Origin of the sequence: Winogradskyella arenosi, from assembly GCF_003337305.1 — a bacterium.
Lineage (GTDB): Bacteria > Bacteroidota > Bacteroidia > Flavobacteriales > Flavobacteriaceae > Winogradskyella > Winogradskyella arenosi.
On the sequence record NZ_QPJO01000003.1, the window covers coordinates 197,462 to 210,691 of the forward strand.

A 13,230-nucleotide genomic window follows, 5' to 3' on the forward strand; every position below is an offset into this window, starting at 1 on the left:
ACAATGACACCCTAAACGTCAGTTCGAGTGAAATTGCTTGTTTTAGCAATTTTGTATCGAGAACCATTATTAAACTAAGACTTAAACAACGCTTCTCGATACGATTTGCTCATGCTTCACAAAGCACTCGAAGTGACGGAAACTATAAGGTAGAAAAAGGGAAATATAAATACAATTATACCCTAAACGTCGGTTCGAGTGAAATTGCTTGTTTTAGCAATTTTATATCGAGAACTATTATTAAAAAAAGTACAAATCAACGCTTCTCGATACGATTTGCTCATGCTTCACAAAGCACTCGAAGTGACGGAAACTATAAGGTAGAAAAAGGGAAATATAAATACAATTATACCCTAAACGTCGGTTCGAGTGAAATTGCTTGTTTTAGCAATTTTATATCGAGAACTATTATTAAAAAAAGTACAAATCAACGCTTCTCGATACGATTTGCTCATGCTTCACAAAGCACTCGAAGTGACGGAAACTATAAGGTAGAAAAAGGGAAATATAAATACAATTATACCCTAAACGTCAGTTCGAGTGAAATTGCATTTTTTAGCAATTTTGTATCGAGAACTATTCTTTAAACGTATACAAATCAACGCTTCTCGATACGATTTACTCATGCTTCGCAAATCACTCGAAGTGACGGACACTATAGGGTAGAAAAAGGAAAATATAAATACAATTACACCCTAAACGTCAGTTCGAGTGAAATTGCCTTTTTTAGTAATTTTATATCGAGAACTATTATTAAAAAAAGTACAAATCAACGGTTCTCGATACGATTTTCTCATGCTTCACAAAGCACTCGAAGTGACGGAAAATGTAAGGTTTGGATTCTGAACTCGAGATCCAAGATCTAAAAAACCTAAAAATTAGGCGCCTTTCACCAAGTTAGCAAAGTAATTAAATAACTCACCTTTAGTAATATTAGCTCCAGATTGAATCATTTTAAAGATATCTAAATGCTTATCATCTGAATAGTCCTTTTTAGCATTGAAGAATTGTACCGAATTAGAGAGTAAATTATCTCGTAACCATTGGAAACCTTCTTTTGTAGTGAAATCAATTTCAGGGATTTCAATTTTTAAGGCAATTAATCGCATATGGTTATCATGACATTGAAATAAATGAATCTGATTTGGAGAAATATGTTCTAAGTACTGTACTTTATCTAAAACGCCAAACCATACCAAATCACTAAAAACGTCCAATTCTTGCTCTGCAGCTTCAGGATTGTTCTTTTTTATAGACTCCCACTCCTCACCGGTAATTGATTGTGTGGCTAAAAAATTGATAAATTCTTGGTGTAATTCTTCAAACTGTTCTTTAGTTAATCTCGAATATTTCATCTGTCTGTAGTATTTAATCTTAAAGGTTAGATGTTTACCTTTCTCTTAATTTATTTTATTTAATGCTGTATAGGCTGCAAAAGGTCTGTCTGTAGCCATAATATCAGCACCTTGCTTTTTCCATTTCAGGTATAGGTCGTCCCCATTTGCTGCTGCACTTTTATCTAAGTTGCCTAAGGTTCCTAACATACATACAATGTTCTGCTTGTGTAATCTTTGAAACAAGGCGGCGTCCGACAAGCGTGTTCCTGTAAAAGCTAACATATTTTCTGTTGGAATTTTGGCCGCTAATAACCTGTTGAATTCCTCATCATTCCTTGCAGAAACAGATAACAACAACTCTGGAGCTAATTGGTAAGCCGAAACGGCGTGTTCTACATCGTAAGTGATAATAATACTAACATCTTCGGCCTTAGCTTTTCTTATGGCTTCGATAACCGTTTTCTGACTCACACTACGCTTAATGTCTACCGTAAGAATAACATTATGGGCTTTACTCCAAGCTAATACTTCAGAAAATAAAGGAATTTTAAAGTCAGTAACTTTCCCATAGTCATCCACCAAATTAAATTCTTGTAATGCTTTATAGCTTAAGTCCTTTACTTTTCCGGAACCAGTTGTGGTTCTGTCTACAGCATTATCATGCATTAAAACCAACTGCCCATCTTTAGTTTGTGCCACATCAATCTCATACATAGCCACAATACTATCGTTAACATACTGTAGCGTTTCTAAACAATTTTCAGGATAATTAGCAATTCCTTTGCCACCTCGGTGCACACTAACACGAGGAAAATCACCTTGAGAGACTTTAAAGTTTTCTAATAAAATAGAGGTGATAACCTGAGGTGCTTCAGGTTGCTTTTTAGACTCTTTACAGCCTAAAACAAGACTCATTACAAAAATTATAAAAACATGCTTCATAACAGATCAATTAAGTCCCACTAGGGTTTTAAACCCTTATGGAACGTGGACGATTTCAAAAAAAAAATACAAAAAAACCGCTTAGTAAACTAAACGGCTTTTCTAAAATTATAATAAGGTAAGCTTATGCTTCAGCAACAACTTCGAAAGTTAAATCAACAGTTACTGATCTATGTAATCTGATTGCAGCTACATACTGACCTAAACGTTTGATGTTACCACCTGTAATAGCAATAAACTTTTTATCAACGTCATAACCAGCATTCTTAAGTGCAGCAGCTAAATCCATATTGGTAATAGAACCAAATAATTTATCTCCAGCAGTAGCACCTGTACCAGCTTTTGCAGTGATTTTAATATCTAAACCGTTTAATCCTTCAGCAGTTTTTTCTGCTTCAGCAATTACAGTTTTTTCTTTATAAGCTCTTTGCTTTAAAGTTTCTTCTAATACTTTTTTCGCAGAAGAAGTAGCCATTACAGCTTGTCCTTGAGGAATTAAAAAGTTTCTACCATAACCGTTCTTAACAGATACAATATCGTCTTTAAATCCTAAATTTTCAACGTCTTGTTTTAATATAAGTTCCATTGTTATGATATTTTATTTTAATAAATCAGCAACGTATGGCATTAAAGCTAAATGTCTAGCTCTTTTTACGGCCACAGATACTTTTCTTTGATATTTTAAAGACGTTCCTGTTAAACGTCTTGGTAATAATTTACCTTGCTCGTTTACAAAACCTAATAACCAATCAGCATCTTTGTAATCTACATACTTGATTCCAGATTTTTTGAAACGACAATATTTCTTAGTCTTAGACGTCTCAATATTTAACGGAGTTAAATATCTAATTTCGCCGTCTTTTTTTCCTTTTGCTTGTTGTTCTATTGATGACATAATTACGCTTTTGCTTTTGCTTTAACTTTCAATTTCTCTCTTCTTCTCTCAGCCCATGAAATAGCATGCTTGTCTAATTTCACAGTTAAGTAACGCATAAAACGCTCATCACGTCTAAATTCTAACTCTAAAGGCTCAATTACCTCTCCAGCTACTTGGAATTCAAATAAATGGTAAAAACCACTTTTTTTGTTTTGAATAGGGTAAGCTAATTTTTTTAGTCCCCAATCTTCTTTGGCAATCATCTTAGCTCCTTTAGAAACGAGCATATCCTCGTATTTCTTTACTGTCTCCTTTACCTGGTCATCAGATAAAACGGGATTTAAGATGAAAACAGTTTCATAATGATTCATAATAAATAATGTTTATTGTTAAAACGGCTGCAAAAATAGTAAATATTTCTAAATTCAACAATCTTTTTAAGGTTTAATTAAAAGGTTTTCTTATCTTCGTCTTCGTGTTAAATTTTACGCTTTATCGGCAATATTTGTTTTTTAACCGAATTTATCGTACTATTGTCGATATCTTAACCTAAAATTAATAATGTTATGACTTTAAACTGTGTAGTTGTTGATGATTCTGCGATTCAGCGTCTTTCTATAGTAAAGTTAATTGAGAACCATTCCTCGCTTAACCTTATTGCAGAATATAGCAGTGCGTTAGAAACAAAAAACGGTCTTAATACCCATAAAGTAGATCTTATCTTCTTAGATATAGAGATGCCAGTATTAAACGGTTTTGAGCTGCTCGATGTACTCAACAATAAACCTCAAATTATTTTTGTTACCGGTAAAACCGAATATGCTTTTAAAGCATTTAACTACGATGCTACCGATTACCTTCAGAAACCTATTACAAAAGAACGTTTTAATACCGCTGTTGAGAAAGCTATTGAACAGCACAAATTAAAATTAGATTTTAATGAAACTGAAGGCGAACACATCTTTGTAAAAAGTAACCTTAAAAAACGTAAAGTCTATATTAAAGATATTAAGTGGATTGAAGCCCTTGGTGATTATGTTAAGGTGGTTACCGAAGAAAATAGCTTAGTAGTTTTATCAACTATGAAAGCTTTTGAAAGTGAATTACCTGAAGGTAAGTTTTTAAGAATTCACAAATCTTATATTGTTAACCTCGACAAAATTGACCGTTTTAATAGTAAGAATGTTGAAGTTGGCGCTTATGAAATTCCATTAAGTAGAAATAAAAAGACGCAACTCGTAGACGCTTTAAATAATATGTAAGCCCCAATTACATTACCCTTTAAAGTAATATACATTACCTCATATAAAAAAATCCTAAGCTTTGGCTTAGGATTTTTTTTGGTCGAATACTTAATCATTGTTCCCTACTTATTCTTTAAGAAACTTCAGCACCTTTATTTGATTAGTGCTTTTTACTTTCAAAACATAAACACCAGGCGCATAATCACTCACATCTAATTCTATACTATATTCATTAATTGCCCTATTAAAAACCTGCTTCCCTTGCATTGTCGTCATTTCTAAGGATGATATCATTGAATTATTAGAGATATGAAGTTTGTCCTTTGCTGGAGTAGGATACATATTTAATTCATTAAAGATACTCTCATTTATACTTAAACTTTCTACGAAAGTTGTTGTCCAAGTGTTAGTTATAATCGCTGGATTAAAGTCGAAATAAATTTCTGCTGTATTTGCTATAACATCACCAATTTCATAACCTGGTAATGGTTTTATTTTAAAAGTTATAAAGCCATGACCAATTAAGGATCCCTCCTCACCTATAGATGGGGGCAAATCAACAGCTGCGAAATTCCACTCTAAATGCCTACCTACCCGTTCTAGAGCATAGTTATGGCTCGCATCAACCATTTTTAATGTAGAGACATCTAATTTTTCGTCTAACAGATCTTCAATTCTCACATTAATCGCATTTGCCGTCCCTATGTTTTCAAATCGAATGGTATAAGTGAGATAATCATCTCCTGTAAATGAAGAAAACTCAATTTCTTCTCCGTGCCTCTCCGTAATATCATTAGGATCATAAGAACCTACAATGGTTTCCATTAGACTAGAAGTGTTATTTAATGGTAGAATATCTCCCGTGAGTAATTCAATTTCTACAGTATTTGTTACCAATTGCCCTAAACTAACAATTGGTATAGTAGGAACTTGCATTTTCACCCAAAGGTTTTTAGTTTCATAAGGCTCTAAATTGTTAAAAGTATAAGCAAAACCAGTATCTGTTATAGATATAGATGCAAGTTGACCACCCTCTTCTGAAAAGTATGTTGATGTTGCATCATAGACGTTAATTAGATTTAAGGTATTATCTATTGTAAAGTTTATTGTTCCCGAACTAACGGTTTCATTAGAATTATTAGTATAGCTTATACGATTTGAATACGTATAACCAGGTACCGGAGGTCCATTCCCTGTAGCAATATCTACTGTTAAATCATCATACGATGCTACCGCAATTGGAAAATCATAAGTTGTAATACCAGAGCCAACTGGAACTGTAATATTAGAATAACTAATGGTTGAATTATTTGCTGCATAATCTGCATCTATTACAAATGTTAGATCATAAGTCGTTGATGGGTTAGACTCATATAAATAATGAGGTGATACGTACAAATTATTGATAATACCGTCATTATTTGTTTCGTAATTAAATGCGCCTAACGGAAAATTAATTTCATTAAATTCTTGAGTACCGTTGCCGTTAGAATCTACAAAGGCATTAAGTTTTATCCCATCTGACTGTTGGAGCTCAACTGGATTGAGATCATAAACAAATTCTTCAAGTTCATAATTATCATAAATTCCATAAAAAGCTACATTTTGATCAAGATAAAAACCATATCCTAAATTAATTTCGTATTGCTCTACAATATTAAATGATGTAAAAGTTGTTGAATCGGATTGTCCCGCCCCAAGACTAGGTAGTGGACCTCCAATAACATCCATATTTTGAAATAAAACGCTTGCATCAAGACCTGTAATTGGTACATTTCCATTGTTTGTTACAATAAATTCATATTCAATGATATCACCAGCGCTAGTATAGCCATCATTATTATAATCAATATAAGTCGCTATATAATCTACATCCAATGGAGAAAGTATTCTTATACCAATATTTGCGGTATCACAATTGCTAGAATTTCCACTCTCACAAATTTGGTATTCTATATCGTAATAGCCCGTTGGAATATTAGAGGGAATTGATAAAACACCTGTAGAACTTAATGTAATTCCTTCTGTATTTCCATCTAATAAAGCCACATTTAAGTTCGTCGCATTAACAGGAAGACCTTCAAAAGTATCATTATCTAATACCTGAAATGTTGCCCCTAGTCCAAATACCACATTAACAGTGTCCGATTGCGCATTCAAGTCAAAATTATCTAAAATAGTACCCTCAAGCGTATGCTCTAGATTATAAGTGTTTCCCGAATTTACAGTAGCCGTAACAAATATATTTTCGCTTCCTTCATCTAACTGATCTAAGATCGTTGCGATACTAAAAGGCTCTGAAACAGACCCCTCACCAGCAAATATTGTAGCTGTTGTTGTCGATGTCGTATAATCAGAAGCATCTGCAGAACCACTAATTGTCGTGATTTCAACCTCTGTATCTACGGGACTGTCATGCGTCAACTTCACTACAAACTCTAAATCGTACCCTTCTTCCGCAACTAGACTCCCGTGGTATTCTTGGAGATTAGGATTATTAATTGGTTCCAAATACAAATCAGGTAATCCATCATTATCTATAATTGTTATAACTGTGCTTTCATTTATATTAGAAGTATTACCCGAAACTACTGTTGCCGTAAGATTTATCGTTTCGTTAGGCTCATCTAACTCATCGTCAGTAATTGGAATTTGAAATTCCAAAACATAATCACCTGCTTCTATAATTTTAGTTTCTGTAAAACTTGAATAATCTAAATGATTGGCAGTTCCGTCTGAAGTTTCAAACTCTATAACAACATCAGAATTAAACACGCGGTCTAAATATACAATAACGTGAGCTGAGTAATTTTCTTGAGAAGAATAAGGAACTTCCATACTTAGTGTAGGAGCTACATCGTCATCTATTATAGTAACCACAAATTCTTCAATGACATTTATTGTATTTCCAGACGTTAAATTTGCTATAACGGTATAGTCTTCATCAGATTCTGGTATATCATCTTGCAGTGTATACATGGTAAAACTAGCAAAACGTTCTCCTGCTGGTATAGTTACAGAAGAAGTGGTTGTAATGTAATCTAAATTATCAGCGGAACCTGGTAAAGTAGAAAAATCAATTACTATATCTGAATGGTAATAATTACTTAATTCAAAATATTTATTAATGGAATTACCTTCAATTATAGTTGTTCCATTTGATTGAGATAAAGTAGGGACTGCGTCATTATCCATTATATAAATGGATTTTGATGTTTTTTTATTCCCTGCATTATTCGAAACAACTGTTGCATCAATCCTAAACAATTCATCTTGTTCAACATTAAAGTCATGAGTTGTTTGTATAACGATTTGGTCGCTGCTTGATTGTCCTGCAGGAATAGTTACTGTAGTATTTAGAGGTGTATAGTCTGTTATATCTGCTGTGTTTGACGCGGTCTCAACATGCACTACAATATCTGTAATCGCAGGACTGTACATCATCAATTTAAACGAAACCGCATCACCTTCTACAGGGTTTCCAAGATTATTAATAAAAACATGGGGATTTTGAGAAAAACTTAAAAAACTTTGGAGAACAATTAAAATTAAAAGAGTATTTTTTTTCATAGCGATTGGTTTGTTGGTTTCACTATAAAGATGCAAAAGACTCAATATGGTTGCGTAAAAATCAACTAAACATTCCAATTACGCTAAATTTATCTCCAGAAATTAAAGGTTTTATTTATATATTACCTAAAATTATCAAACCAGCTCCCACTAATAATTATCCACATTAATAACAACTCTTACAGATCTAAAATCCTTAACAGCATTAAAACTATTATCAATTTTTATAATCGCTTCTTTGGTTCTTGCTAAAGACTGCTGTGGTGGAATCTTAATGATAATATTTTTATGGTATAAATTCCGAATTCGAGATACAGGCGGAAATTCCGGACCTAAAACATTGGTCTTAAATAACTGCTTTAAAGAGGTCGCGTACCAATCTGCCGCTAAATTAACACGATTATAGTCCTTGTGTTTAAACGTAATTTTAATTAACCTATAAATAGGTGGATATTTAAAATTATGGCGCTCATTCATTTGCTCGGTAAACATCGCTTCATAGGCATTGGTAGAAACCTGCTGTAGAATATTATGATGCGGATTATAAGTTTGTATAAGCACCTTACCTCTTAAATCTGTTCGGCCTGCTCTACCAGACACTTGTGCCATTAATTGATAACTCCGCTCATGCGCTCTAAAGTCTGGAAAATTAAGCAAATTATCAGCGTTCATAATCCCTACCAATTTAACATACCTAAAATCGAGTCCCTTAGTAAGCATTTGTGTTCCTACCAAAATATCGACCTCACGTTGTTCAAAACCGGTGATAATTTTTTCAAATCCGTATTTACCACGGGTGGTATCTAAATCCATTCGGGCAACTTTTTTGTCTGGAAATAAAGTCTTAACCTCAGCTTCTATTTGCTCTGTACCAAAGCCTTTAGTGTCTAAGGTAGCGTTACCACACGCCTGACAGGTTTGAAGCATTGCAGAGTTGTAACCACAGTAATGACAACGCAATTGATCGCGATATTGGTGGTATGTTAAACTCACATCGCAATTTGGACATTGTGGCGAGGTGCCGCAGGTGGTACATTCTATTATAGGTGAAAATCCTCTTCTGTTCTGAAAAAGTATAATCTGAAAGCCTTCATCTAAGGTTTCCGTCATTTCTTCAATAAGGCGGTCACTAAAATGACCTTTCATCCGTTTGCGCTTATATTTATCGGCCAAATCTACCAATTCAATATCTGGCATTAACACATTATTAAAACGTGTTTTTAATTCCACCAAGCCATATTTCCCTTGTCGCGCGTTAAAATAACTTTCTAAACTTGGTGTTGCTGAACCTAAAAGTGTTTTTGCTTTAAAAATGTTTGCCAATACTATAGCCGCATCCCGGGCATGATATCTAGGCGCCGGATCAAACTGTTTATAAGACTGCTCATGCTCTTCGTCTACAATAATTAACCCTAAGTTTCGAAATGGCAATAACAATGAAGAACGGGCTCCAATAACAACTTGTGCCTTTTCTGAATTTGCTAGCATATTTTGCCACACCTCTACCCTTTCATTTCCCGAGTAACGTGAGTGAAAAACAGCCACTTTTTCTCCGAAATAAATCTGAAGGCGATTCACCAATTGCGTTGTTAGTGCAATTTCGGGTAATAGATACAGGACTTGTTTTCCTAAATCTAATTGCTTCTGAATGAGTTGCACATAGATTTCGGTTTTCCCGGAAGAGGTTACTCCATATAATAAGGCTACAGGTTTTTCCTGAAAAACAGCTTCAACTTCATCATAAGCCAATTGCTGAACCTCGCTTAATCGTTTTGCTGAAGCGTCCCCTTCGCCTTCAAATTGAACCCGATCCATCTGTAGATGATATTCTTCTAAAATAGACTTATCAATTAAGGCTTTTATAATACTTGTTGAAGCCCCACTTTTTTCCGCAAGCTCGGCCACTTTTATCGGTTTTTTAAGCGCAGCTTCCATCGTAAACAAGGTTAATACCACCTCGCGTTGCTTAGGAGCTCTGCTTAATACCTCGAGTAATTCTTGAAGTTTTTCTGAACTCTTATGATTGTGATGAAGCTTAACATAACGCACCAATTTAGGCGTATATTTTTCATAAATTTCCTCGTGTAGGTTAACAACGCCCTTCTTTACCAAACCGTTAATTATTGGTAAAACTCGTTTTTTATCAAGAATAGAAACGACATCTTGTATCTTTAAGGAAGACTGCCTACTTAGTGCTTCATAAATTAAATATTCTTCGTCTTTTAATTCAGAATCAAGGATTTCAGTTTTTTCATTCTTAGAAATCATCGTCTCACTTTCCAGCATAAAGGCGTTAGGCATGGCCGCGCGCATAACCTCGCCTAAACTACACATATAATAGTTCGCAATCCACTCCCAATGCTTTAATTGCGATGCCACAATTACAGGCGTATCATCTATAATTTGATGAATGGTTTTAGCATCATAGGCTAAAGGTGGATTTTGGTGTATACTATATACCAAAGCCGTATAAATTTTACTTTTTCCAAAGGGTACGGCCACCCGCATTCCTACGGACAGAAATTCGGCTTCAGCTTCAGTAATATGGTAAGTAAACGCTTTTTGTAGCGGAATGGGTAAGATGACATCTATAAAATGTAGCATTATTTAACGCGTTTCCAGTATTGAGTTCTATAGAAAAAGGCCAAATAACCACGTACTTGTAAAGTATCTTTATCGTCTTCTAATTTTAAGCGACATCTAAAAACTTTACCGTCTTCAGGATTTAAAATTGTACCCCCATCATAGACATCGTCATTTTTTGTTAGTCCTTCAATAAAGACCAAACCTTCTAAAGGCTGATCCTTCTGCTTCCCTTCACAATCGTTACATTTTGCGGATTTTTTTGCAGGATTAAAAACGGAAACAATCTTTCCGTATACCTCACCATTCTTTTCATAAATTTCCACAAGAGATTTGGCTTCCCCGGTATTATCATCAATGGTTTTCCATTTTCCGAGAATGTCTTGCGCCGAAAGATTTAGTGATAGTAGTAATAAAATAGAGAGGATTAACGTGTTCTTTATCATAATTGTTGTTTTATAGAGTTATGTATTCAAATGTAAGAGGTTTAATCATAAAACCATAATTAATACGCATCAAAGGCATTGGACTCGTCGTGTCTCCCCCTTCAAAATTCAGCTTTATTAGCTTTAAAATAGGCTTACTTCATTCTTCATAAAACAACATAACAGAGTTGATTCTCAAAAGCTAAACACTACAAAACCTTCAGAATATTAAAGATGTTCTTTGATCTCCTTTCGCGCCTTAGGATATTTTCTTAAAAACTGAAGTGATGCATTAAGTTCATAACCTAGCAACAAGATATTAGAGTTAAGCCATAAGTACAATAGTAAAATCAACAAAGCCCCAATAGAGCCATAGATTTCATTGTATTTGGAGAAATTTTCAATGTAAACACCAAACAGATACGAGGTTAAAATGATCAACAAGGTTGTTAGCAAGGCACCGACGGAGAAAAACTTAGATTTCCGTCCTTCTCTCGTCCCAAAATAATACAAGGTAGCGGTGGCAATATAAATCATAAGAACAAAGAATAGGTACTTTACAAAATGGATCCACCCAGAGACAGAATCGGCCTCAGTAAATTGCAAGTCGCCCGTAAAACTCGTGTACAACGGCATGATTACATAGATTTGAAAATAACCAAATACCGCCACTGTTAACAAGGTTAAGAATGCTAAAATTAAGGCGACACTCAAGGCTACACCATATTGTTTAAAGATGTTACGATAGAGTTGCTTATGGTAAGATGTTTCAAAACCTGAAAACACCGCATTAACGCCATTAGCCATTAAAAACACGGAAAGTAAAAACACCGATGAAATTAATCCACCACTGGTACTCTGACTTATATCTTTAAAAATACTATCGAAGAAAAATTCTGAAGTTTGAGGCGGCAAAAAGGACTCTAAAAAATTAGAAAATGCCAGATCAAAATTGTCTATAGGTATATGCGGAATAAGGATAATTACAAATAATAAAAATGGAAAAATAGCGGTAAAAAAACTAAAAGCAATAGCACTAGCCCTTGTGGTTAAAGCGCCATTAACAATCCCCATGATATAAAGTTCTAACAAGTCGTAGACGGACAATCCTTCAAATCCTGGTAATTTAATTTGCTTAAAAAAGCGCACGACCACTCTAACCACCGGAATTTGATCTAATTTATCTTCAATAGGTTTAGTCATCGTGTTACTCTAATTTTTGACTTACAGCATTATATTCAAGCTGTACTACATTTGGCTTTCGGGGTAAAGTTTACACCGCCTTTAAACTCAGGTCCATATTATAAACAGAGTGTGTTAAAGCCCCTGAAGAGATAAAATTTACACCACACTCGGCATATTTTCGCAACGTATTTTCATTAATTCCTCCAGAAGATTCTGTTAAACATTGCGTTCCAATTAGTTTTACCGCTTTACGTGTATCTTCATAATTAAAATTATCGATAAGAATTCTATACACACCACCTTCTTCTAAAATAGCTTCAATTTCTTCAAGATTTCTAGCTTCTACAATTATTTTTAAATCTCTATCCGTACGCTTTAAATAGTCTTTAGTTAAAGCAATAGCCTTAGACACGCCACCCGCAAAATCAATATGATTATCTTTTAACATAATCATATCATATAAGGCGAATCGATGATTTTCCCCACCACCAATCTTTACGGCCCACTTCTCTAAAGCTCTAATACCTGGTGTGGTTTTTCTTGTATCTAAAATTTTAGTTTTTGTGCCTTCTAATAAATCTACAAATTGTTTGGTTTTAGTGGCAATAGCACTCATACGTTGCATAGCATTTAGCACTAAACGTTCGGCTTTTAATATGGATTGGGATGCGCCTTCTACATAAAAAACAATATCACCATGCTTCACTTTAGCGCCATCTTCAATAAGAGTTTCCACTTTCATATGAGGATCAACATAGGCAAAAACTTGTTTCGCAAAGGCGACCCCTGCTATAATTCCTTCATCTTTAACCAATAATTTTGCCTTTCCTTGAGCATCAGCCGGAATACAGGCCAAAGAACTATGGTCGCCATCTCCAACATCCTCACGGATGGCATTAGCAATTATTAAGGCTATTTCGTTATCGAATTGTGCTTTTGAAATCATAGATGTACATATTTGCTGTAAAAATAGGAATTGAAATTTGAAAATCTGTATAAATCTCCCTTCAGTTGGGTGGAATTTGTAAGGAATTCCAATAAATTTGCATTCTGAATAAGCCATTTCC

Annotated in this window: 11 protein-coding genes; 1 reads left to right on the plus strand and 10 read right to left on the minus strand. The window is 34.3% G+C overall.

Features of this window, described 5'->3' with window-relative positions; translation table 11 throughout:
- Positions 1 to 878 precede the first annotated feature (878 nt).
- The 5 genes from DFQ08_RS09950 to rpsF all read right to left on the minus strand — a co-directional run bounded on the left by DFQ08_RS09950 (position 879) and on the right by rpsF (position 3,527).
- Positions 879 to 1,355, minus strand: coding sequence for a DUF6495 family protein (locus DFQ08_RS09950; RefSeq protein ID WP_114309873.1), 477 nt, complete (start codon positions 1,353 to 1,355; stop codon positions 879 to 881).
- A gap of 45 nt (positions 1,356 to 1,400) precedes the next feature.
- Entirely contained in the window at positions 1,401 to 2,279 is an 879-nt protein-coding gene (locus tag DFQ08_RS09955) for a glycerophosphodiester phosphodiesterase family protein (RefSeq protein ID WP_114309874.1), read from the minus strand.
- 124 nt (positions 2,280 to 2,403) lie between these two features.
- Positions 2,404 to 2,865, minus strand: a complete 462-nt coding sequence (gene rplI / locus DFQ08_RS09960; RefSeq protein WP_114309875.1) for a 50S ribosomal protein L9 — start codon at positions 2,863 to 2,865, stop codon at positions 2,404 to 2,406.
- A gap of 12 nt (positions 2,866 to 2,877) precedes the next feature.
- A complete protein-coding gene (gene rpsR / locus DFQ08_RS09965; RefSeq protein ID WP_172837628.1) occupies positions 2,878 to 3,177 on the minus strand; it encodes a 30S ribosomal protein S18 in 300 nt (99 codons plus the stop codon).
- Positions 3,177 to 3,527 (minus strand): 30S ribosomal protein S6, encoded by a 351-nt coding sequence (gene rpsF, locus DFQ08_RS09970; RefSeq protein ID WP_114309876.1) that lies wholly within the window; start codon positions 3,525 to 3,527, stop codon positions 3,177 to 3,179. The genes rpsR and rpsF overlap by 1 nt, the downstream gene beginning before the upstream one ends.
- Before the next feature lie 195 nt (positions 3,528 to 3,722).
- On the opposite strand from rpsF, the gene DFQ08_RS09975 reads away from it, so the two are divergent.
- Complete coding sequence (locus DFQ08_RS09975) at positions 3,723 to 4,418, plus strand: LytR/AlgR family response regulator transcription factor (protein WP_114309877.1); 696 nt, start codon at positions 3,723 to 3,725, stop codon at positions 4,416 to 4,418.
- A gap of 108 nt (positions 4,419 to 4,526) precedes the next feature.
- Here the strand turns inward: DFQ08_RS09975 and DFQ08_RS09980 are convergent, their stop codons facing one another.
- From DFQ08_RS09980 to nadC, 5 genes are all read right to left on the minus strand, one after another.
- Positions 4,527 to 7,970: a T9SS type A sorting domain-containing protein gene (locus tag DFQ08_RS09980; RefSeq protein WP_114309878.1), complete on the minus strand. Its 3,444-nt coding sequence runs from the start codon at positions 7,968 to 7,970 to the stop codon at positions 4,527 to 4,529.
- Between the two features lie 150 nt (positions 7,971 to 8,120).
- Positions 8,121 to 10,574: a replication restart helicase PriA gene (gene priA, locus DFQ08_RS09985; protein ID WP_114309879.1), complete on the minus strand. Its 2,454-nt coding sequence runs from the start codon at positions 10,572 to 10,574 to the stop codon at positions 8,121 to 8,123.
- On the minus strand, positions 10,574 to 10,999 hold the full coding sequence (locus tag DFQ08_RS09990) for a DUF2147 domain-containing protein (RefSeq protein WP_114309880.1): 426 nt from the start codon (positions 10,997 to 10,999) through the stop codon (positions 10,574 to 10,576). The genes priA and DFQ08_RS09990 overlap by 1 nt, the downstream gene beginning before the upstream one ends.
- A 207-nt stretch (positions 11,000 to 11,206) precedes the next feature.
- Positions 11,207 to 12,181 (minus strand): YihY/virulence factor BrkB family protein, encoded by a 975-nt coding sequence (locus DFQ08_RS09995; protein ID WP_114309881.1) that lies wholly within the window; start codon positions 12,179 to 12,181, stop codon positions 11,207 to 11,209.
- 70 nt (positions 12,182 to 12,251) lie between these two features.
- Positions 12,252 to 13,109, minus strand: a complete 858-nt coding sequence (nadC, locus tag DFQ08_RS10000) for a carboxylating nicotinate-nucleotide diphosphorylase (protein WP_114309882.1) — start codon at positions 13,107 to 13,109, stop codon at positions 12,252 to 12,254.
- Positions 13,110 to 13,230: the final 121 nt, after the last annotated feature.

Bases quoted from the DNA above. Each gene is read 5' to 3' on its own strand.
- DFQ08_RS09990 (WP_114309880.1), bottom strand. From the start codon at position 10,999: ATGATAAAGAACACGTTAATCCTCTCTATTTTATTACTACTATCACTA.
- DFQ08_RS09950 (WP_114309873.1), bottom strand. From the start codon at position 1,355: ATGAAATATTCGAGATTAACTAAAGAACAGTTTGAAGAATTACACCAA.
- DFQ08_RS09980 (WP_114309878.1), bottom strand. From the start codon at position 7,970: ATGAAAAAAAATACTCTTTTAATTTTAATTGTTCTCCAAAGTTTTTTA.
- DFQ08_RS09995 (WP_114309881.1), bottom strand. From the start codon at position 12,181: ATGACTAAACCTATTGAAGATAAATTAGATCAAATTCCGGTGGTTAGA.
- DFQ08_RS09975 (WP_114309877.1), top strand. From the start codon at position 3,723: ATGACTTTAAACTGTGTAGTTGTTGATGATTCTGCGATTCAGCGTCTT.
- rpsF (WP_114309876.1), bottom strand. From the start codon at position 3,527: ATGAATCATTATGAAACTGTTTTCATCTTAAATCCCGTTTTATCTGAT.
- rplI (WP_114309875.1), bottom strand. From the start codon at position 2,865: ATGGAACTTATATTAAAACAAGACGTTGAAAATTTAGGATTTAAAGAC.
- nadC (WP_114309882.1), bottom strand. From the start codon at position 13,109: ATGATTTCAAAAGCACAATTCGATAACGAAATAGCCTTAATAATTGCT.
- DFQ08_RS09955 (WP_114309874.1), bottom strand. From the start codon at position 2,279: ATGAAGCATGTTTTTATAATTTTTGTAATGAGTCTTGTTTTAGGCTGT.
- priA (WP_114309879.1), bottom strand. From the start codon at position 10,574: ATGCTACATTTTATAGATGTCATCTTACCCATTCCGCTACAAAAAGCG.